The organism is Duganella sp. LjRoot269 (genome assembly GCF_964254095.1).
Classification (GTDB): domain Bacteria; phylum Pseudomonadota; class Gammaproteobacteria; order Burkholderiales; family Burkholderiaceae_D; genus Rugamonas; species Rugamonas hordei.
This window is the reverse complement of sequence record NZ_CAXUSL020000001.1, coordinates 5,611,287-5,633,031: the sequence shown is the minus strand read 5'-3', so window position 1 is coordinate 5,633,031 and position 21,745 is coordinate 5,611,287. Positions and strand designations below refer to the sequence as shown.

The 21,745-nt window shown below is 59.7% G+C and carries 17 protein-coding genes and 1 tRNA gene; 11 read left to right on the top strand and 7 right to left on the bottom strand.

Features of this window, described 5'->3' with window-relative positions; translation table 11 throughout:
- Positions 1-50: 50 nt before the first annotated feature.
- A complete protein-coding gene (locus ACSQ3S_RS25160) occupies positions 51-2,204 on the bottom strand; it encodes a diguanylate cyclase domain-containing protein (protein ID WP_436144123.1) in 2,154 nt (717 codons plus the stop codon).
- Between the two features lie 197 nt (positions 2,205-2,401).
- On the opposite strand from ACSQ3S_RS25160, the gene ACSQ3S_RS25155 reads away from it, so the two are divergent.
- The 5 genes from ACSQ3S_RS25155 to ACSQ3S_RS25135 all read left to right on the top strand — a co-directional run bounded on the left by ACSQ3S_RS25155 (position 2,402) and on the right by ACSQ3S_RS25135 (position 9,686).
- Positions 2,402-3,610, top strand: coding sequence for an efflux RND transporter periplasmic adaptor subunit (locus ACSQ3S_RS25155; protein ID WP_436144122.1), 1,209 nt, complete (start codon positions 2,402-2,404; stop codon positions 3,608-3,610).
- An 11-nt stretch (positions 3,611-3,621) separates the two neighbouring features.
- Positions 3,622-6,756: an efflux RND transporter permease subunit gene (locus ACSQ3S_RS25150; RefSeq protein WP_436144121.1), complete on the top strand. Its 3,135-nt coding sequence runs from the start codon at positions 3,622-3,624 to the stop codon at positions 6,754-6,756.
- Positions 6,753-8,174, top strand: a complete 1,422-nt coding sequence (locus ACSQ3S_RS25145) for an efflux transporter outer membrane subunit (protein ID WP_436144120.1) — start codon at positions 6,753-6,755, stop codon at positions 8,172-8,174. Before ACSQ3S_RS25150 ends, ACSQ3S_RS25145 begins: the two co-directional genes overlap by 4 nt.
- Positions 8,175-8,280: 106 nt before the next feature.
- Positions 8,281-8,892: a TetR/AcrR family transcriptional regulator gene (locus tag ACSQ3S_RS25140; RefSeq protein WP_436144119.1), complete on the top strand. Its 612-nt coding sequence runs from the start codon at positions 8,281-8,283 to the stop codon at positions 8,890-8,892.
- Positions 8,893-8,978: 86 nt separating this feature from the next.
- Positions 8,979-9,686: a fumarylacetoacetate hydrolase family protein gene (locus tag ACSQ3S_RS25135; RefSeq protein WP_436144118.1), complete on the top strand. Its 708-nt coding sequence runs from the start codon at positions 8,979-8,981 to the stop codon at positions 9,684-9,686.
- 5 nt (positions 9,687-9,691) lie between these two features.
- On the opposite strand, the gene ACSQ3S_RS25130 is transcribed toward ACSQ3S_RS25135, so the two are convergent.
- The gene (locus ACSQ3S_RS25130) at positions 9,692-10,528 is read right to left on the bottom strand and encodes an SIR2 family NAD-dependent protein deacylase (RefSeq protein WP_436144117.1); all 837 of its coding nucleotides are present in this window, start codon (positions 10,526-10,528) and stop codon (positions 9,692-9,694) included.
- A 98-nt stretch (positions 10,529-10,626) separates the two neighbouring features.
- Here ACSQ3S_RS25130 and ACSQ3S_RS25125 point away from each other — a divergent pair.
- Positions 10,627-10,703, top strand: a tRNA-Pro gene (locus tag ACSQ3S_RS25125).
- Between the two features lie 95 nt (positions 10,704-10,798).
- Here the strand turns inward: ACSQ3S_RS25125 and ACSQ3S_RS25120 are convergent.
- Positions 10,799-11,047, bottom strand: a complete 249-nt coding sequence (locus ACSQ3S_RS25120) for a helix-turn-helix transcriptional regulator (RefSeq protein ID WP_436144116.1) — start codon at positions 11,045-11,047, stop codon at positions 10,799-10,801.
- 843 nt (positions 11,048-11,890) lie between these two features.
- On the opposite strand from ACSQ3S_RS25120, the gene ACSQ3S_RS25115 reads away from it, so the two are divergent.
- The 5 genes from ACSQ3S_RS25115 (at position 11,891) to ACSQ3S_RS25095 (ending at position 18,038) form a co-directional block, all read left to right on the top strand.
- Positions 11,891-12,757 carry a phage integrase N-terminal domain-containing protein gene (locus ACSQ3S_RS25115; RefSeq protein WP_436144115.1) on the top strand — a complete coding sequence of 289 codons (867 nt, stop codon included), beginning with the start codon at positions 11,891-11,893 and terminating at the stop codon, positions 12,755-12,757.
- Positions 12,758-12,942: 185 nt separating this feature from the next.
- Positions 12,943-13,887 (top strand): DUF2971 domain-containing protein, encoded by a 945-nt coding sequence (locus tag ACSQ3S_RS25110; RefSeq protein ID WP_436144114.1) that lies wholly within the window; start codon positions 12,943-12,945, stop codon positions 13,885-13,887.
- 326 nt (positions 13,888-14,213) lie between these two features.
- Positions 14,214-14,981: a hypothetical protein gene (locus ACSQ3S_RS25105; RefSeq protein WP_436144113.1), complete on the top strand. Its 768-nt coding sequence runs from the start codon at positions 14,214-14,216 to the stop codon at positions 14,979-14,981.
- Positions 14,982-15,215: 234 nt separating this feature from the next.
- Entirely contained in the window at positions 15,216-17,342 is a 2,127-nt protein-coding gene (locus ACSQ3S_RS25100) for a hypothetical protein (RefSeq protein ID WP_436144112.1), read from the top strand.
- A 144-nt stretch (positions 17,343-17,486) separates the two neighbouring features.
- Positions 17,487-18,038 (top strand): hypothetical protein, encoded by a 552-nt coding sequence (locus tag ACSQ3S_RS25095; protein WP_436144111.1) that lies wholly within the window; start codon positions 17,487-17,489, stop codon positions 18,036-18,038.
- Positions 18,039-18,246: 208 nt separating this feature from the next.
- Here ACSQ3S_RS25095 and ACSQ3S_RS25090 read toward each other — a convergent pair whose 3' ends face one another.
- From ACSQ3S_RS25090 to ACSQ3S_RS25075, 4 genes are all read right to left on the bottom strand, one after another.
- Positions 18,247-19,665: a tyrosine-type recombinase/integrase gene (locus tag ACSQ3S_RS25090; protein WP_436144110.1), complete on the bottom strand. Its 1,419-nt coding sequence runs from the start codon at positions 19,663-19,665 to the stop codon at positions 18,247-18,249.
- A 578-nt stretch (positions 19,666-20,243) separates the two neighbouring features.
- Positions 20,244-20,513, bottom strand: a complete 270-nt coding sequence (locus tag ACSQ3S_RS25085; RefSeq protein ID WP_176652018.1) for a hypothetical protein — start codon at positions 20,511-20,513, stop codon at positions 20,244-20,246.
- A 63-nt stretch (positions 20,514-20,576) separates the two neighbouring features.
- Entirely contained in the window at positions 20,577-21,077 is a 501-nt protein-coding gene (locus ACSQ3S_RS25080) for a PEP-CTERM sorting domain-containing protein (RefSeq protein ID WP_436144109.1), read from the bottom strand.
- An 80-nt stretch (positions 21,078-21,157) separates the two neighbouring features.
- Complete coding sequence (locus ACSQ3S_RS25075) at positions 21,158-21,745, bottom strand: TadE/TadG family type IV pilus assembly protein (protein WP_436144108.1); 588 nt, start codon at positions 21,743-21,745, stop codon at positions 21,158-21,160.

Sequence of the window (21,745 nt, the reverse complement as noted above, 5' to 3'; positions counted from 1 at the left end):
GGCTGATACTACCTGAAACGCGGAAACAGGGATTTTCGATAGGAAGCGTCTTAGCGCTGCGCCTGCAGCTGCCTGGTTTGCTGTTTGTTGAGGTACATGGCGCGGTCGGCGCGGCTCAGCAGCGTCTCGATATCCTGCGGGTCGTCCGGGTGGTGGATGGCGATGCCGATGCTGGCGCTCAGGGTGACGGTGGCGGTCTTCAGCGTGAACGGCTGCCGCAGCGCCGGCGCCAGTTTGTCGGCGGTTTCCTGGGCCGCGCTGTCGCTGTGCAGGTTTTCCAGGATGACGATGAATTCGTCGCCGGCCAGGCGGCCGACGGTGTCGGTCTTGCGCACCGTGTGCAGCACGCGCTCGGCGAACTGGCGCAGCAGTTCGTCGCCTTCCTCGTGGCCGTAGCGGTCGTTGACCTGCTTGAAGCGGTCGAGGTCGAGGAAGAACACGGCGCAGCTTTGGCGCAGCCGGTTGGCGCGCTGGATCGCCTCGGTCAGCGCCTGCATCAGCGCTCGGCGGTTGGGCAGGCCGGTCAGGGTGTCGCGCAGCGCCATCGCCTCCATCGACGCGAACAGCGACTTGCGCTCGCTGATGTCGTGCAGGAAGGCGATGAATAGATGGCCGCTGCTGCGCGGCACGTAGGCCAGCGATACTTCCACGTCCAGCTCCTGGCACTCGCGGTTGTGCAGCGTCAGTTCGATGCGGCGGTTCAGCACCGTTGTCGAGCCAGCGCCGGCATCGGCCAGCTGGCGCATGTCGCGTTCATAGGCGCGGCGCAGCAGCGGCGGCAGCACCATCGCCGCCAGCGGCTGGCCGATCACCTCGGCGCGGGTCCATCCCATCAGCTTCTCGGCCTGGCGGTTCCAGTCCAGCACCACGCCGCCCGGATCGAGGGCGATGAAGGCGTCGTGCGCGTTGTCCAGGATGGCCCGCAGCTCGGCCGCGCGCTCCTGCAGCAGCAGCTGGGTGCTTTGCTCCTGCGCCAGCGCGCGCTCCAGCTGCAGCGCCTTGCGCGCGATCTCGCGGGTGCGCTCGGCCACCGTCGATTCGAGCTTTTCGTTCAGGCCGCGCAGCGTGGCCAGATGGCCCCGTTCGTTATGCACCAGCTCGGCAAGCGCGCGCGACAGCACCTGCGCCTCGTGGAAGCTGTCGATCTGCACGATCTCCGGCAGGTCGGCCGTGCTGGCCGTCGCGGCCGAGCGCTGCTCGATATTCCTGCTCAGCGCGTTGAGCGGGCCGGCCAGCCGCCGCGCCACCGCCGATGCCGCCAGCGCCATGGCCAGCCCGAGGATGGCGCCCAGCAGCAGGATCTGGCGTTCCAGCGCGTGGGCGCCGGCCAGCGCGACGTCCTCCGGCTGGCGCACCAGCACCGACCAGGCCAGCGTGGCCGGGTCGTCGTGCTTGCCGGTGCGGGAAAAGCCGGTCAGGTAGTTGCGGCCGTCGGCCCAGGTTTCCTTCACCGATCCCGGCGTGCCCGATTGCGACCGCGCCAGGCTGTCGCTGCTGATCTTTTGTTCCTCCATGCCCTTCGGTCCCAGCATGACGGTGCCGTCGCCGCGCACCACGAAGATATCGGCCGAGTACTGCCGGTCGGCCGGCGCCAGGATGGTGCCCACCAGGCGCCGCGCCCAGCCCCAGCTCATGTGCACGCACAGCACGCCGCGATAGCTGCCGTCCGAACGGCGCACCGGGCCGGCGGCGTCGACGAAGCGCCACGGGTCGGCGCTGTAAGGCAGCTTTTTGCCGAGCAGGGTGGCGGGGTGGAAGTCGCCGGCGTAGAGCTTGTCGCGGCCGCCCTTGAACCAGGCGCGCTCGCTGACGTCCTGGCCTTCGAGCAGGCCCTGGGTGGCGGCGTAGACGGTGCCGTCCGGATTGGCCAGGCCGATCCAGGCGTAGTCGGGGAAGGTCTTTTGCAGGCTCTCGAGCACCTGGCGGATGTCGGCGGGCGAGCTGGCGTCGCGGACCTGCGGCAGCTCGGTCAGCAGCTGGACGTCGCCGGTGGCTTTCTGCACCACGCGGTCGAGCGCGTCGCGCATCTGCCAGGACAGCTGTTGCAGGCGCTGGCCGGCCTCGCGCTCCGCGTAGTCGGTCGCGAAGTGACTGACCAGCACCAGCAGGCACAGCACGGACAGCAGCACCGTCGCGGCGACACCCACTGTGACCAGCGTGGTGAGGCGCGGCCTGGCCGTGCTTTTAGTTGGCGGCGTGATCATAAACGACGGGCGAAATGATGTCCTGAAGAAATTAAATTCATTGTAGCACCGGGCATGGCGCCCGCCCCAAGGATGATGAGAAATCATCGATCTCAACCACGTATCGCTTTGTCCTGAACAATAAAACCTGCTTGACTTAATTAGAATGATCGTTCATTCTATTGTCTATGCTTATTTTTTATACAGAAAGCCCCATCATGGAAGCCATTTTCTGCAAACCATCCCTGCGGCCGGCCGGGTCCGCCGCTCTGATCATCGCAACCGCGCTGGCCGCTGGTTGCTCCCAATCCACGACCGAAGCACCTCATGCGCAGGTGGCGGAAGTGGGCGTTTTTAAAGTGACGCCCGAGGCGCTGCAGATCACCACCGAACTGCCGGGCCGCACCGCCGCCTTCCAGGTGGCCGAAGTGCGCCCGCAGGTCAGCGGCCTGATACAAAAACGCCTGTTTGTCGAAGGCGCCGACGTCAAGGCCGGCGTCGCGCTATACCAGATCGACGCGTCCAGCTACCAGGCCGCCGTCAACTCGGCCAAGGCGGCGCTGGCCAAGGCCAGGGCCAACCTGATGACCAGCGGCCCGAAAGTGGCGCGCTATAAGGAGCTGGTCGCCATCGAAGGCGTGAGTCGCCAGGATTACGACGATGCCGTCGCCGCCAACGAGCAGGCCAAGGCGGACGTGGAATCGGCCGCCGCCGCGCTGGAGCAGGCTGCCATCAACCTGAAATACACGCACGTCGACGCGCCGATCGGCGGCCGCATCAGCCGCTCGGCCGTCACGCCGGGCGCGCTGGTCACCGCCAACCAATCCGCCGCTCTGACCACCGTGCAGCAGCTGGACCCGATCTATGTCGACGTCACGCAGTCGAGCGAGGACCTGCTGCGCCTGAAGCGCGAAATGGAAAGCGGCGGCCTGAAAAAATCCGGCGGCCAGGCCAAGGTTACGCTGCTGCTGTCGGACGGCAGCAAGTACGCCGAGCCGGGCAAGCTGCAGTTCTCCGACGTGACGGTCGATCCGGGCACCGGCAACGTCACGCTGCGCGCGCTGTTCCCGAATCCCAAGCATGATCTGCTGCCGGGCATGTTCGTCCGCGCGGTGGTGGAGTCGGGCGTCAATGAGCAAGCCATCGCCGTGCCGCAGCAGGGCGTGACGCGCAATCCGAAAGGCGAGGCGACCGCGCTGGTGCTGAACAAGGAAGGCAAGGTCGAGCAGCGCACGCTGGTCACCGGCGGCACGCTGGGCGACAAATGGCTGGTCAAGTCCGGCCTGAACGCGGGCGACCTGCTGATCGTCGAAGGCGTGCAGAAGGTGAAACCGGGTGCGTCGGCCAACGCCGCCAAGCCGGCCGCCGGTGCCGTCGCCACCGCGGCCGGCGGCGCCGTGCCCGCCAACGCCAAGAGCGCTCAGTAAAGGACGCCGCCATGTCACGTTTCTTTATTGACCGCCCGATTTTCGCGTGGGTCGTCGCCATCGTCATCATGCTCGCGGGCGTGATCGCGATCCTCGGCCTGCCGATTTCGCAGTATCCAAGCATCGCGCCGCCATCGATTTCGATCAGCGGTTCCTATCCCGGCGCCTCCGCCAAGACGGTGGAAGACGCCGTCACCCAGGTCATCGAACAAAAGATGAAGGGCATCGACGGCCTGCGCTACATGTCCTCGTCGAGCGACGCCACCGGCGGCATCAGCATCACGCTGACCTTCAACAGCGGCACCAATCCGGACATCGCGCAGGTGCAGGTGCAGAACAAGCTGCAGCTGGCCACGCCGCTGCTGCCGGCCATCGTCACCCAGCAAGGGCTGGTGGTGGCCAAGGCCACCAAGAACTTCCTGATGGTGTTGGGCTTCGTGTCCGAAGACGGTAGCATGAAGCAGGCCGACCTGGGCGACTACGTGGCCGCCAACGTCATCGATCCGCTGAGCCGCGTGCAGGGCGTGGGCGACGTCACGCTGTTCGGTGCGCAGTATGCGATGCGCATCTGGCTCGACCCGGCCAAGCTGCAAAGCTACCAGCTGACGCCGGCCGACGTGACCGCCGCGATCACCGCGCAGAACACCGAAGTCTCAGCCGGTGAACTGGGCGGCGCGCCCGCCGTGCCGGGCCAGCAGCTGAACGCCACCGTGTCGGCGCAGAGCCGCCTGCAGACCGCCGAGCAGTTCGGCGCCATCCTGCTGAAGACCGCCGCCAGCGGCGCCACCGTGCATCTGCGCGACGTCGCCCGCATGGAGCTGGGCAGCGAGAACTACAACGTCCTGGCGCGCTACAACGGCAAGCCGGCGACCGGCGTGGCGATCAAGCTGGCCACCGGCGCCAACGCGCTGGAAACCGCCAACGCCGTCAAGGCGAAGATCGAATTGATGGGCAAGCAGTTCCCGCATGGGATGAAGGCGGTCGTCGCCTTCGACACCACGCCGTTCGTCAAGCTGTCGATCGAGGAAGTGGTCAAGACGCTGGTGGAAGCGGTGGTGCTGGTGTTCCTGGTGATGTATCTGTTCCTGCAAAACTTCCGCGCCACGCTGATTCCGACGATGGCCGTGCCGGTGGTGTTGCTGGGGACTTTCGCGATCCTGTCCGCGCTCGGCTATTCGATCAACACGCTGACCATGTTCGCGGTGGTGCTGGCGATCGGCTTGCTGGTCGACGACGCCATCGTAGTGGTGGAAAACGTCGAGCGGGTGATGACGGAAGAGGGCTTGTCGCCGCTGGAAGCGACGCGCAAGTCGATGAGCCAGATCAGCGGCGCGCTGGTCGGCATCGCGCTGGTGCTGTCGGCGGTGTTCGTGCCGATGGCCTTCTTCAGCGGCTCCACCGGCGTGATCTACCGCCAGTTCTCGATCACCATCGTCTCGGCGATGGTGCTGTCGGTGCTGGTGGCGATGGTGTTCACGCCGGCGCTGTGCGCCACGTTGCTGAAGCCTGTGGCCAAGGGCCATCATGCGATCGACACCGGCTTCTTCGGCTGGTTCAACCGCACCTTTGAACGCGGCAGCGCCAGATACCAGGGCTGGGTCGGCGTGCTGCTGAACCGCGGCGGACGTTCGCTGGCGATGTACGCCATCCTGCTGGCGGTGCTGGCCTTCGTCTTCATGCGCCTGCCGACCTCCTTCCTGCCGGAAGAGGACCAGGGCGTGCTGTTCTCGCAGATCCAGCTGCCGACCGGCGCGACCCAGCAGCGCACGCTGAAGGTGATCGAGAAAGTCGAGCAGCACTTCATGAACGACGAGAAGGACTCGGTGGCGTCGGTGTTCGCGGTGGCTGGCTTCAGCTTCAGCGGCAATGGCCAGAACACGGGCATCGCCTTCGTCCGCATGAAGGACTGGGCCGAGCGCAAGGGCGCCGGCCAGCGGGTGAACGCGATCGTCGGCCGCGCCATGGGCAACTTCTCGCAGATCAAGGATGCGATGGTGTTCGCCTTCGCGCCGCCGGCGGTGCTGGAGCTGGGTAACGCCAGCGGCTTCGACCTGCAGCTGCAGGACCAGGCCGGCGTCGGCCACGATGCGCTGATGGCCGCGCGCAACCAGATGCTGGGCATGGCGGCCAAGAACCCCGTGCTGATGGCCGTACGCCCGAACGGGCAGGAAGATACGCCGCAGTACAAGATCACCGTCGACCAGCAGAAAGCCACCGCGCTGGGCCTGTCCATCGCCGATGTGAACAAGGTGCTGAGCACCGCCTGGGGCAGCGCCTACGTCAACGACTTCGTCGACCGCGGCCGCGTCAAGAAAGTGTACATGCAGGGCCAGCCCGATTCGCGCATGTCGCCTGAAGACCTGGGCAAATGGTTTGTGCGCAACGCCGACGGCGAGATGGTGCCTTTCTCGGCCTTCTCGACCGGACGCTGGATCTACGCGTCGCCGCGCCTGGAGCGCTACAACGGCCTGCCGTCGACCGAGATCCTCGGCATGCCGGCGCCGGGCCGCAGCTCGGGCGCCGCGATGGCGGAAATCGAAAAGATGGCAGCCCAGCTGCCGCCGGGTATCGGCTTCGAATGGACCGGCCTGTCGACCGAGGAGCGCGACTCCGGTTCGCAGACCACGGAGCTGTATGCGATCTCGATCCTGATCGTGTTCCTGTGCCTGGCCGCGCTGTATGAAAGCTGGTCGATTCCGTTCTCGGTGCTGCTGGTGGTGCCGCTGGGCGTGATCGGCACGGTGCTGGCGACGTCCGTGTTCCATCTGTCGAACGACGTCTACTTCCAGGTCGGTCTGCTGACCGTGGTCGGCCTGGCGGCGAAAAACGCGATCCTGATCGTGGAATTCGCCAAGGAGCTGCAGGAGCAGGGCGTCGAGCTGAAACAGGCGACCTTGCAGGCCGTGCGTTTGCGCCTGCGTCCGATCTTGATGACGTCGATCGCCTTCGGCCTCGGCGTGCTGCCGCTGGCCATCAGCAGCGGCGCCGGTTCCGGCAGCCAGAACGCGATCGGCGTCGGCGTGCTGGGCGGCATGCTGTCGGCGACCTTCCTGGGCATCTTCTTTGTGCCGGTGTTCTTTGTGCTGGTGCGCGGCTTCTTCTCGAAGAAGGCCGCGGTACCGGCGAGTGAGGGAGTTCAATCATGAAAAAATCCTTGATCGCGATGGCGGCATTGGCCGCATTGGCGGGGTGCAGCCTGGCGCCGGTGTACGAGCGTCCGGCGCAGCCGGTGGCGCAAGCCTGGCCGGCCGGCGATGCCTACAAAGGCGTGCCTGCGGCGGCAGCCGATGCCAAACCGGTGTCGGAAATCCAGTGGCGCGAATACTTCGCCGACGAGCGCCTGCGCCAGGTGATCGCGCTGGCGCTGGCCAACAACCGCGACTTGCGCGTATCGGTGCTGAATATCGAGAAGGCCAAGGCGCAGTACAACATCGATACCGCCGCGCTGCTGCCCAAGCTGTCGGCCAACGTGAGCCAGAACGCGTCGCGCACACCGGCCACGATGACCGGCACCGGCAACGCCGCCGTGAGCCGCCAGTACAGCGGCGGCCTGGCGATGGCGTCGTATGAGCTGGATTTCTTCGGCAAGGTGCGCAACCTGTCGGAGGCGGGCCTGCAGACCTACCTCGGCACCGAGGAAGCGCGCCGCGCGCAGCAGATCACGCTGGTGGCCGAAGTGGCCAACGCGTATCTGACCCTGATCGCCGACCAGCAGCGTCTGAAGCTGGCGGCGGAAACGCTGCAAAGCCAGCAGACATCCTATGACCTGAGCCGGAAGCGCTTCGATTCCGGCGTCACCTCCGGCCTCGACATGTATGAAGCGCAGACCAGCGTGGAAGCGGCGCGCGGCGACATGGCGGTCTACACCGCGCAGGTGGCGCTGGACCAGAATGCGCTGACCCTGCTGGTCGGCGGCACGGTGCCGGACGACCTGCTGCCGGGCGGCGATATGGGCGCGGTCACGCAACTGGCCGCGATTCCGGCCGGACTGCCGTCGGACCTGCTGCAGGACCGTCCGGACGTGCAGCAGGCGGAACGCGCGCTGCGCGCCGCCAACGCCAACATCGGCGTGGCGCGCGCCGCCTTCTTCCCCAGCATTTCGCTGACGGCGTCTGGCGGCAGCGCCAGCTCCACCTTGTCCGGTTTGTTCAAGGCAGGTTCGTCGACGTGGAGCTTCATTCCGCAAGTGAACCTGCCGATCTTCGACGGCGGCGTCAACCGCGCCAACCTGAATATCGCCAAGGCGGAACGCGACATCTCGGTGGCGCAGTACGAAAAGGCGATCCAGGTGGCGTTCCGCGAAGTGGCCGATGCGCTGGCCCAGCGCGGCACGCTTGACGAACGCATCGCCTCGCAGCAGGCGCTGGTCGACGCGGCCGATAAAAGCTTCCGCATCCACGAGGCGCGCTACCGCAAGGGCGCGGACTCGTACCTGAACGCGCTGGTGTCGCAGCGTGCGCTGTATTCGGCGCAGCAGGGGCTGATCACGGCGCGGCTGGGCAAGTCCAGCAACGCGGTCACCTTGTACAAGGTGCTGGGCGGCGGCTGGCAACCGGAGGGCTAAGGTGTTGCGCGCCCGCCGCTTTCCGAAGCTGTTAAATTGACAAAGCGGGCGCGCTTCGCCACAGTACCGCCTCAGGCAGTGACAGATACCCAAGGACGATATCCCCATGACCAGCAGCGGCAAACGACGTACAGACCCGGAACGGGCACAGAACCGGCGCACTCAAGTGCTGGACGCGGCCGCCGTCTGCTTCGCGCGCAGCGGCTTTCACGGCGCCAGCATGTCGGAGATTTCCAAGCAGGCCGGCATGAGCGCCGGCCATATCTACAACTACTTCGACGGCAAGGACGCCATCATCCTGGCCTTTGTCGAGCGCGAAGCGGAGCATGTGGCCGGCCTGTTGGGCGACCTGGCGACGCGTGAAGATCCATTGCAGGCCATGCTGGACGACGCCGCCTTTCATGTGGGCGAGACGCTCGATCCGCAGCCTTGGCATGTGCCGCTGGAGATGTATGCGGAAGCGTCGCGGAATCCAGTGATCGCCGCCAAGCTGCGCGAGAACGACGATATATCCCGGGCCAAGCTGCGCGAGCTGGTCAAGCGCGGACGCGAGCGCCGCAACTTGCCGGTGGACGACCTGCTGCTGGATGGGCGCATCGACACCATCATCTCGTACTTCCAGGGTTTGCAGATCCGCGCGCTGCACCGCACCGACATGAACCGCGACAGCCTGGTGGACGCCTTCCGCATCGCGATGCGCGCGCTGTTGATGACCTGATTTGTCTCGTATTGTTTCCGCCCGCTGCAGGCCCGCGGCGGCTGTTGTACCATGTCTGATCTCCCATATCCATCCATCGGAGCATCATGACTTCCTACGTTATTCCCGCCCACGACATCGTCGGCCTGCCGGTTGCCGGCACCTCTGATCTGTTCCCCGTGCGCCGCGTCTACTGCGTCGGCCGCAACTACGCGGCCCACGCGCGCGAGATGGGTTTCGACCCGGACCGCGAGCCGCCTTTCTTCTTCTGCAAGCCGAACGACGCGCAAGCGGTGATCGCCGTCGCGCCGGGACAGGTGGTGGACCTGCCGTATCCGCAAGTGACCAACAATCTGCATTACGAGTGCGAGCTGGTGGTCGCCATCGGCAAGGGGGGCAGCAATATCGCCGTGGAGGACGCGGTGCAGCACATCTTCGGCTACGCCGTGGGGCTGGACATGACGCGCCGCGACCTGCAGTTCAAGATGCGCGACGCCGGCCGTCCGTGGGAAATCGGCAAGGCCTTCGACTACTCGGCGCCGGTGGGAGTGATCCACCGCGCCGCGGAAGCGGGCGACATCAACCGCGCGGCGATCCAGCTGGATGTGGACGGGGTGACCAAACAGTCGGCCACCATCGATCATCTGATCTGGTCGGTCAGCGAGACCATCGCCAACTTGTCGACACTGTTCGCGCTGGCGCCGGGCGACCTGATTTTCAGCGGCACGCCGGAAGGCGTGGGCGCGGTGGTGCGCGGCCAGACCCTGGTGGGCAAGGTCGAGGGCTTGTCCGGCATCGCCGTAAAATTGGTGTAAATCGTTTATAGCAAAGCGTCGATCGCCGCCAGCGCGGCGAGGGCGCCCATAGCCAGGCCGACGTCGCGCGGGCTGGCGGCGTCCGGTTCGCGCGGATTAATCCGTATCATACGGCCGTTGTGCTGCTGGATCACGCGGTGGCCGAAGTTGCGCACCGACGGTATCGCCACGCCGGCGCCCAGTTCGACCACCAGCGGGCGGTCGGCCTGCTGCAGCAGGCCATGCAGGTGCGCTTCCTGCACCATCGAGCGCCGCTCGTTCCATCCCCAGTCGCCGAACATCAGGATATTCGGCCGCGCCATGCCGCCGCAATGCGGGCACAGAGGCGGCGCATTGAGCAGCCGGCAGGCGTCGGTATCGACTTGCGGCACATAGCTGTCGGCGCTCCAGATATCGGGACCGCAGGGCTCCATGCATTGCAGATGGTGGATGGAGCCGTGGCATTCGTAGATGCGTTGCGGATCGAAGCCGGCGCGCTGGAAATGGCCGTCGACGTTGCTGGTGAAGACGCCGCAGCCGGCCGGCATGCGCTCGCCCCATTTCCTGAGCAGGGCAAAGCCTGCATGCGGGGCGGTGTCGCGGTACAGCAGCAGGCGATGGCCGTAGAAGCCCCAGGCCAGCGTGGGATCGGAGCGGAAAGTGTAGGGCGTGGCGACGCTGGAGAATTCCATGCCGGCGCGGCCGAGGGCGGGGTAGACCTTCCAGAAGCCGTCGTTGCCGCGAAAGTCGGGCAGCCCGGAATCGACGCCCATGCCGGCGCCGGCGCAAACGATCAGCGCATCGGCCTGGCGGACCAGGTCGGCGGCTTGTTCGAGGAGGGCGGGGACGGGGACTTGCTGCATGGGTAAATCTTACTATAGCCCTGCGGTGAGAATGTTGCGGCGTGGGCACGAAGCAAACATGACAAATACTTAAACCGGCTGTTATAATCTCAGTTCGTCGGGGCGTAGCGCAGCCTGGTAGCGTACTTGCATGGGGTGCAAGGGGTCGGAAGTTCGAATCTTCTCGCCCCGACCAATAGAATCAACAGCTTAGGCCAGTCTTCGGACTGGCCTTTGTTGTTTTTACAAGTCTGTACCCCAACAAATACCCCAACAAACTTCTTTTAGCGGTCAAACCCCAGTCTCACGATTTTCCGGCGGTGTTGGGGTACAACTGCGACTGGCGTGGATACGGCTTTCTACCCAGGCCAGCACCTCTTCCCGAACCCATGCCGAAGCGTGCCTGGTTATCTTAACCCGCGCCGGGAATTCGCCGCGCTTGGTGTAGGCGTAGACGGTGCTGCGCGACAGCCCGCAGATCGCCATCACTTCCGGCAGGCGGATCATTCGTGTGGTGCGGGGCAGGGGTGATCGTTTCATGTCTTCCTCCATTGTCTAAGTGCTGCCAGTACTGTCCTCCGATTGCCGCGCAAGTGCGACCCGAAATTGGCCTCGTTTTTGGCCTCGATTCTTCGCTAGCTTCGTAGACAAATAAATCGAGGAGAATTTTAGGTAGGTGATGCCGGCGCGATGCCAGATGGAGGACAATATGCTTTTCGACGCGAAGGGATCGCCCTTCGCGCAACTTGGCATCGCGCCAGGCGTAGCGCTCGTCACGCGCCCTTAGACTCCACATTTGTTTTTAGATTGGCTTCGCCTTTGAGCGAGCCCGCGATCAGCCTGGATAGGCTGCATCCATTTTGCGCATCCTTCCCTCGAGGGAGCTGCGCGTCACATCGTGCGCATTCACGCACCGTCCCCACCTCACGCGGCGATCTGCCGCCGCGTGCATGTCGATACGCCGCCATAGTCCGCGGCGCAAACCGCGCGTCGTTACTGGCGGCCTGCTGCCAGTGACGACGCGCTAGCAACCAAGCGCTATATGGGCTGCGCCGCTGTTTTCTCAGTGACGCCGGCCAGTGACAGCGGATCTACCGCTATCAGCGCAGCAGAACGCTGCTTGCCAACTTGCCCCTCGTGGGCCGACAACGTGTGCGAGGCACACCCCATGGACCCTGGGTAACTGGTCCCACCCCGATCAAGCTTCTACAAGGAGCGGATCGCGGCGCCAAACGCGCATGCGGCGCGGGCAAGCAGTGAACATACCGCATACACGGGAGTGGTGTCCCGGGGCCTTTATAAACCGTCCTTGCTGCGGCAAGCACGGTGGCCAGAAACACTCACCTGACTCGATCACACCAAGTTTGATTTTAGGAGCACGCGATGCGCGACTTGAACTATCAACTCAAGCAACTGTGCGACCGCAATCGCGACGGCAGCTACGCCACGCAGTCCGACCGCGTGCGGATACTCTCGCACGTGGCCAACCAGTTGCACGATCTCGGATATCGCCATATGAATGCTGACAGTCTGCGTCCCAAGCATGTGGACGCGCTGGTGCAGCAATGGAAGGCCGATGGCGTCAGTGCCGGCACGATGAAGAACCGTATGAGCGCGATGCGATGGTGGGCGCAGAAGATCGGCAAGGACAACATCATCGCGCGCGACAACGGCAGCTACGATATCGATAAGCGCACCTTTGTCACCAATATCTCCAAGGCCAAGGTGCTCGAAGATGCGCGCCTGACGAAGGTCACGGATGCTTACACGGCCACGTCCCTGCGGTTGCAATCCGCGTTTGGCTTGAGGCGCGAGGAGAGCATCAAGATCGTTCCAGCGTGGGCCGATGGTGGCGATCGACTGAAGCTCAAGGACACCTGGACCAAGGGCGGGAAGTATCGCGAGATCGCCATCCGCACGCCGGAACAACGCACCGTACTCAATGAAGCCAAGCGGCTTGCAGCTGACGGTAGTCTCATTCCGTCTAACCTGCGATATCGCGAACAGCTCCAGCGCTTCCGTGCGCAATGCGACAAGGCAGGCATCCATGGTGTCCATGGGCTGCGCCACAACTACGCGCAAGACCGCTACCGCCAGCTCACCGGGTGGCAAAGCCCGGCGCGAGGTGGCCCGAGGTCATCTCAGTTAGGGCCGGAGCAAAAGCAACGTGATCTCTCGGCGCGCTTGCTATTGTCAGAAGAAATGGGGCACGGCAGAGAGCAAATCACGGCGGTGTACTTGGGCCGTTAGAACAGAAGGGGTGTTCTCAGCTTTGCATTAGTCAGATCGCTGTGAAAAATTGTGAATTTCCTTGGTGACAAGAATGTTATGCTGGCTGCATAAGCGATATTGATTCGATGGACCGAGTTCCGCTGCGGATTCAGCGAAAAGCGGACAGCTGAGTTTTGCTAAACAACTAGTTAGGCCTCTCTCAAATGGATCTACTCAAACAAACATTCTTCCCCCTAGCCTGCAACGCAGCCGAAGAAGCCAGAAAGAGTGGTAATCGATTCGCTTACTACACTACAGCAGAGGTTGCGTTTTCTGTGATCAAGAACAGGCGCATTTGGATGCGCAGCACGACCACAATGAACGACTACCTTGAGCTTCAATATGGCCGCGACCTGTTGTTTGAGGCAGTGAATAACAAGCCTGGTGCAGACCTAAAGGCGGCAATTGAGTCCTGTTACGCAGGACTGTTTGATGAAGTATGGGCGCTGGTCACAGCTTGGATTCCTGGCTTCTTAGCGGACACGTTTATAACTTGCGTATCGCAGCATCACACAGAAGAAGATGTGCTCGGAAGACTATCCATGTGGCGAGCGTACGGAGGCAAAACAGGGGTTGCTTTGGTTTTCAACGGTGCAGTTTTTGATCTTCAAACCAACGCTCTAGGCGCCTATTCAAGTCCCGTCGCGTACCTTGACAAAGAGCAGTTTTTTGGCGCTATGGAACTGGTTGCGACCAATATCGTGACAAACCGCGAATACGTTTCTTCCCTGAGCAGGGACGCCGTAAAGAATACGCTCTTCAATATGTTTAGGTTTGCTGTGCTCTGCACCAAACATCCTGGATTCGCTGAAGAGAAAGAGTGGCGAATTGTCGCCTCTCCAGCACTGCAACAAAGCGCCTTGCTGGAAAGTGACATTGCGGTTGTCCACGGCGTCCCTCAACCGATCCTGAAAATTCCGCTGGAGAACTTTCAAGAAGAGGGAATTACCGGTCTTGCAGTTCCGGAACTCATTAATCGTATCATTATCGGCCCATGCGAATTTTCCCATGTCACTTTTAGAGCACTCTGGCTCGCTTTAAATCATTCAGGTGTCGAAGACCCGGCGAGTCTGATCATCCAGTCACACATCCCACTGCGCCATACGTAGCCCCGCGCTAGTCAAGCCAGGCCGAATTGGGCGCGCAAGCGAACGTCAACACTGCTTCTCAATTTTCGTAGTTAGTGTTGGTATCCGCCGCCTCGGGCTCGGGTGCCCCTTACCTTGGGCATTGAAAGACATAATTGGCGCACCTGGAGTGTCAGCTTCGGGACGATTGCTACCTGGACGTGACAAATAGTGAACTTTGCACGCAGGCAAGATGCTATCCTGAGCGTGCTAGCAGCATCCGGCCAGTACCGGATATTCAACTAAACATAACATTTGCTGCATTAAATGCGACCCGCCGCCAGTTCGAGGACGCGTAGGACTATCTCATGAAATATGAACATTGCCTCGCTGTACTCGCCTTCGCAGTTACTTCATTTGCGCACGCAGTCGATACATCCAACGTGATTGCGCGAGGTCATAAGATCTCAGTCGGTGACTCTGCTGACAGTGTGTTTTCCGTCCTGAAGAAGGAAGACATGGTGAGTCAGGACATTGAGAAGGTGACCAATGGACTGAAGCTTACGAAACGCTACAGTGTGAACGGTAAAAGCTTCACTATGATCTTCGCTCGCACTGGCGCCGAGGGACCCTATATGGTTACTCGAATCGACGTAGAAGGCAGTCCGACACTTGGAAGTTCAACCGTGACCAAGGGCAGTTCGCTCGCCAGTGCGAAGGCATTCGAGGGCACGGAGTTCTACCGCAAATACAAACCCAAGAAGGACAGTTGGAAGCTGACTGACGGCGACATCAACAATTCTTACTTGATTGACGATACGGAAAATGCCGGCCAATCCGTCGGCATCGAAATTACTGAAGCGAAAGCTGGCACGAATTCTGTGTCAGTTTCTTGGACAGGTGCATCGAACATCAAGCCTGCACGCATGACGAAGACTAAAGAAGCATTTTTGACCGACCTCCTTCATGCGGCGAGCCCTACCACTAAAGCCGAGGACGTAATCAAGTACATTAAAAGAGCAGGTAGCAAGAATTACGACGACGGATCTAACGCTATGCCAAGAGCTACTATCGGGGGGCTGCATATGCACAGTGGAAATGTCGGATCAAGCCTGATAGTCGGGCTTGAAAGATAAGCATTACCCCTTGTTAATTTTCAGCCCAAGCTACCCGATTAATTGGACTGGTTTGGATTGTAGCTTCAATCGGTCAACGCAACACATCGGTCAAATTGTTGAGCTGGTGTGTTGCGTTGATAGATCGAATCCACAGCCATAAGTGTCCACTGACCAGAGCAACGCCATAACAATAGTCCAAAAAGAAAGTTGTAAAATTGTTGTGGATTCCATGGCATACCTGAGAGCAATTCTATGACGAGTGACATTAAGAGCGCAGATATTTTAAAACAAATCGATGAGATGCCGGGCGCGGTGTTCTTGAACCGATCGCGCCAGAGAAGTTTTTCTCTCAATATCTTTCGTATGAATGCTTTGGAGCTCATGGAAGTGGCTCAAAAGGTGAAGGACCCTGTCCATGGATTTGCGCTGATGACTCAGTCGAATCGAGAAGCAGGCCTTCAAGCGCACCGCGAACTAAATCGCCATGTGCATAATTTTGCGGCATCGGCCCTAACGCTTGTAGAACATACTCGAGTTTTCATGCGTAAGCATTACGCCGGCACTTCGGTGTTGGCTGCCTATGAAGCAATGATTACGCGGACATTCATACAGTCTCCTGTTGCTCAATTCGTTCAAGGCCTTCGGAACTACATGGTTCACAGAGGCCTTCCTAATTCGAGCATGTATTTGAATTTCACTTCTGGTCCGGATACTGACGGAACAGGTACGATTGAAACTGGTGTTCGGTTTGAAACCTCCTCTTTATTGGATTGGGATAATTGGAAATCGATAGCTCGTAAGTATTTGGAGGAAGCCGGGGAGCAGATTGAAGTTCATGACTTTGCTAGCGAATACATGGTATTAGTCAACCAATTCAACGAATGGCTGGATGCCATCTTGGCTGAGCATCATCGCGTGGATGTGCTGAATCTTGTTCAGGTGCGCGCCGAACTTGATGCACTTAGACCCATTACTGAGCCAACCCCTCGGGCTGCAAAAACAGAGGAACCGCTTACTGTTCCATTTTTTTTTACCCCCCACCAGTCATCCAGCTTAGACAAGATTTCGCTCAAGATTTTTGAGAAGGTACGAGAACTCAACTTCAAGGCGACGAAAAAAGACTTTGATACTGAGAGGCCGAGAGTTTTAATTACAGAGGGAGACGTCATTGGACCCATTTCGCATTGGGGCGAAGAGCTAGATGGAGTATTAGCATACTCATTTATCGACGCAAATAGTAAATTATATGGGCTGGGTGAATCTGACTTTCGGTGCATAGATGAACTGGCCGATGTGGTGCAGCAGACAAGTTGGGCACGAGGTTGCATAAGCCGAAAGTTTGTTGAAAAAACCTTTCTCGATTGGGCTCGAGGTCGGTTCTCTAATTCTCAAGCAAGTTTTGTTGATGCATTTAGTACGGCAGCGCGAAACAGTGTGAAATCCATCGAAATTTGCGCACCAATCTCACATATGGAGATCGAGCGTGGTTTCGAGTTTGGTCCAGTTCGAATTGAACCGGTTACATCTGAGTTCATGACTAAAATTCAAGGAAAAGCCGACAATATCCCAGCGGAACAACGCAGTAGAGTCGAGCAATACTTCGAGCGGCTTAGAAAAGAGATTCAGGGCGGCGCAGCAGTTTTCGCTACGTTCGACTCTGAACCAGAGTTTGCGACGGAACGCGGGCTCAGGATTGCTCAAGATGCAGTTGGTCTATTGAGCTTCTTTGCACCGGCAGCTCCAAATTCCATGACATTTAACCCAATCTATCTAATGGGGGCCAGCTGCGTTCCGTCGATGAAACTAATTGCTTCGCACGATGATGGAACCATTCTCACCGAGGGGCTCTTGGCAAAAAATCTCGCTTTGTGGAGGTTATCCTCCGCAAACATCGCGGCGCTGCAGACCGACTTATTTGATGCTGCGGCGTCTCTCGTAATCAGCGATGGTTTAAGCGAGTTTGCGTTGGCGATGAGAGCAAGTATTCTCAATTACACAAAAGGTACGATCTTAGTATCGCCCCTTGACCGATTGCGAAATTGCATACTTTCGCTGGAAGGTGTTTTACTTAAACACGACATGGAGCCACGCTCTCACAGTCTTGCTACTCGAATGGTACAGCTTTCTATGACCAACGGAAAAGGTGATCCGTCAATAGCGACCGTCGTTCAACAAATCTATTGGCTTAGCGAACAGCCAGCTCCAACCCAATATGGGCACCGAGAATTGGAATTAATCGGCACGTTCACATTCCTCGCGTATAACGTACTGTGCACTGCTCTGGCAAACATTTTTTGTTTCAAAACAAAAGCTGGATTTATAGAGGGAATTGAGAGGCTGGCTCAAACCCCTGCGGACGTGAAAAGCGGAGCTGGCTGATGCCATTTTTGATAGAAATAAAATCCTACGAGTGATAAGGTCCCTTTCGGTCGGCAGCAAACTAATGATTGAAGTGTAGGATGGGGCAATTTTAGCTTTGTAATTTTCGACTTGTAACCATCGGGCCAATTTGACCTATTTTGTATGTTTAAAACAATAAAGTATATATCCAGAGAAGAATTTGATCCACTTATTACTTTGTTGGATTCTGCTCTGCAGCAGTTAAAGGGTTCTATAAACGAATTCACTTACCCAGATGATTTAAAGCGCAGTAATAATAAAGACATGTGGAAATTCCGATATAAGGAAATTGACAATATGAATGTGGATATCATGAGCGCTATTTCTGGAAAAAGCGGCGTTTATGCAATATTATCCGCCCAACCAAATGAAAGATGGGTCTTGCAGTACATCGGTCAAGCGAAGTCTAGTGTCTCAAAGCAACGGATTCGCTCCCATCTTGTATGGCGAAATAAGGATACAAAGAGCGGTAGATTTACAGGATCGAAATTTGATGAAGTGCAGCAAGCGCTTCGGGCAGGAAATGATATAGCACTTTCGTTTATCGAAATTTCACCAGCATCGTTAAGGCATTACGTTGAAGAGATGCTAATCGATAAAATGCAGCCAGCATGGAACTTGAATGGAACCACAGCTCAAAGACAACGTGTTAATCGTATGCATTGTTCATGGTAGGGAAATGGTTTTACGATCCGTTTCAGCGGATGCTCAGTCAGCTTCACTGTTTGATCCAGTTGAATTTCCTCCATAATCTCGCCTTTTGTTGTCCAATTTCCGCAAAGGGGCGGTGACCGACGGCTTTGTAATTAACGTAGGAATACGCTCACCTGATCGACAACGCTCCAACTCATAAGCCGGCTAATTGGGAATGCTCAACGGCTCTTTATTTATCGTGCAAAGCTACGACATTTTCAGCATTGACGATTGCTTCTAAGTGTCGTCCTAGCTTGTTCCATGCTTCCCGTTTTTCGGGGGCATAGTCGTAGTGCAGGTAGTGGCGGCGAACCTTGCTTCCCGCCAGTACGTGGTTTTGGCAACGGTCGATGACGTCCAGTGTGACGCCGAGACTTTGCATTAGTGTGGCACCTGTCCTGCGCAAGTCATGCGCGGTCCACGCGCCGTGTTTCCCATTCTGTAGCACCAGACGATCGTCCTGGCGGCGATGCGGCATCTTGGCGCGAGGCCCGCCGTCGCGGCCATTCTTGAACATGGTCTGTCGGTCGCTGATTTGTTTGGTGATCGCTCGCGGGGAAATGTGGAGCGTGCCCATGTAGTTCGGGAAGCACCAGTCGGTGTCCCCGCTGCAATCGTACAAGCGGCGAAAATATCGCAGCGCGAAATCGGATAGCGAGATCGTCAGGCTGCTGATGCGGTCCTTCACATTCTCCTTTGGTATAAACCATTCCGCGCGCTCGAAGCTGACGTGCTCCCAACGTGCCATGGTCAATTCGCCGACCCGGCACAGGGTCGACAGCATGATCCAGATCGCGCATTCGGTTGTGATTTCGATTGGCTGCACGGCGATGCGCCTGTTTGCCGCCTGCGCATACTCCTTCCGTGCGCGGTCGAGGACGCTGTGCAATTCGTGAATCTCGGCAGGGGAGAGCACCCGCTCGCGCACGCCGCGCGGATCGAAGTCCGGGCTGACGATGCGGCCGATCTCGATCAGATCCATCGGGTTGCCTTCGACGAGCAGGCGGCGCCACGGCTGACGCTTCTGTGCCCAGTTCAGCATCTGCTTCAGGTTGTTCCGCAGCGAGACGGCGCTGCGGTTGGCTCCACGCGCCACCATGGTGCGCAGCACGTTACGCAGATCGTGCTCCGTCAGTGCGCGCACGGCGACGCCGCCAATCTTGGGCAAGACGTCGGCATTGAACTGCCGTTTCAATTCTGCGTTGTCGTTCCTGCGCCGCACGCCGTCCAGCAGCCAGACGTCGAACATATCGCGCACCGTCAGGCCTGCCTCGCGTTGCGCCTCGACCTGGGCCAGCTTTGCTTCCAGCGCCTCCTGAACCTCGATCTTCTGCACCTTTTTTACCGTGGCAGGATCGGCTCCAGTGGCCGCGCGGTCGCGCGCGGCATCGCGGGCTTCCCTGATTTGCGCCAGGCTGTCATGCGGCCAGGAGCCGCATGAAATGTCGTGCAGCTTGTCGCCATGCCGGTAGCGGTAGTAAAACGGAATCGTGAGTTTGTTGTCGGCCTTCACGCGTACGCGCCCGAACAGTCCGCCATCATCCCGGACGACGAGTCCGACTTGTTTCGTCGTAATCGCCAACAATTCCTTCTGTGTGATCCTAGGCATCTTGTATTCCAGAACGTCAGCCCTGCAATGGGCCGGAGGTTTTTACAAGGGGTCGCAAGAGGAGCAAAAAATACCCCAACAAATACCCCAACAAAACGCTCGGCTAGGACTGGATGAGTACGGATGGGTATAGACGGATGGTAGCGCCAAGCCATTGATTATTAATGATGTTGCTCAATGGATGGACGTTCCTGGATGCTAAAGGAAGAGTTAACTCGGCCATGGGGTGCAAGGGGTCGGAAGTTCGAATCTTCTCGCCCCGACCAATAGAATCAAAGACTTAGGCCAACCTTCGGGTTGGCCTTTTTCTTTGGGCGCAAGGATGACGAAACCCGCCGCGCGCATTCGAGCATAAACGGCTACGGGACTTTCCAGGAGGCGCCGGACCAAACTCCGGCGGCGCATCATGACCGATACCACGCATCCGAGTAAGCAACTGGTGCGCGACTATCTCGACTCGCGCACGCGCTCCACGGAGCCTCCACCGGCGCCGGCCGAAGTGCGCAGGCAACTAGGTTGGGAGCTACTGCCGCAGAACCGTCAGCCGGACCGCGTAGACGAACCGAAAGCCTACCGGCTTACTCTTCAGTCGCGGCCTCTTCAATTGCTATGCGAACCTGGTCGATAAATCCCAGATCCACTGCGCCGCCGGCCGGTCCATCCTGGTAGTAGGTGTGGATGCCGTCATGGTGCTCGACCACCCAGATATCGGTTTCGATGCGCTCCGACTTGCCGCCGATGCTGATGGCGTCGATCTTCTGAGAGGCACCATGCTGGATATGCTTGATAACGTTTTTGGTTCGCTCAGTTGCGAGCGGAATGTAGGTTGCTGCAGGGCGTACAGACATTGATTCCTCCTGATAAGGAACCCATGGTATGCGCCTTGGGATATGGTCGGCGCGCCGTTGAAATCAGGCGCGGCGGCGGCGGGCGAGCAGGCCCATCAGGCCTGCACCGGCCAGCAGCAGGCTGTAGCTTGTAGGCTCTGGCACGCTGCTGATCACGCCGCTGCTGACCGTGCGGAAGTTCATGCAGTTGTCGCATTCGTAGCTGTTGCCCGACAAGGCCAGCGTGCCGCCGGCGTTGGTGAGCGGCGCCACTGCCAGCAGCGACAGGTAGGGCGTGCCGGTATTGCTGAACCACGACACGCTTGACGGCAGGAAGGGATTGTCGAAGAAGTGGCTGGTGGTGGTGTCGTAGGTGTAGGCGCCGAGGTCGGGACCGTTCGACGTGCTCAGGTTGAAGGCGGTGGACGCGTGCGCGTCGGCATCATAGGTGAACCAACCGCTGGCGGTTGCGCCGTCGCTGAACGTGACCCCTTGCAGCGTCCAAGTCACCGGGGTCGCCTGAACCGCGCCGGCGCATACCATGGCCGCGAGCAGCAGCGATTTGATGAAAGTCGAGCCGTTCATATGTTTCCCCTGATGAAATATCTGATGCCATTTAATAATTTTTTTAGGATAGCATTTAAATAAGCGGACTGCACCATAATTTACGGGCACATCGGGCTGCCGGGCTGCATGCCCAGCGATTCCGCCCGCACGATGGTGGTCGAAGTCGGCAGCGTGGCGGGAAAGCTGATCAGCGGCATCAGGGTCTGGTACTGGACCGGGTCGCAGGCGCCGTCGGCGGAACCGGGGGCGCACAGGCGTACCCGCACGAAGCGTATGCAGCTGGCGCCGTTGGGATCGGCGACGCAGTTGAGGCGCTGGCGGGCCACGCAGGCCGGCAGGCTGGCGGTGGGAATCGGCGTCAGCGTCAGGATGCCGCCGCCGTTGTACGCCAGCGACAGGTAATCGATGTGGACGTGGGCGTCGGTGATCGGGGCGCCCAGCAGCAAGGTGCCGGGCGAGTCGCGAAACACCGCCTGCTGCCGCACCGCTGCCATCGCCGCGGGATCGCTGAAGTCGCTGACGGCGGCCATCATGGCCGCGCGGCGGCTGACTTCCTGCAGGGTGTTGAGCAGGTAGATCGCGCGCGCCATTTCCATCACGGCAAACATGAAGGTGAAAAAGATCAGCGAGACCAGCGCGAACTCGGCTGTCACGACCCCGCGCGGACGGTTGGTCTTGGTCCGCAT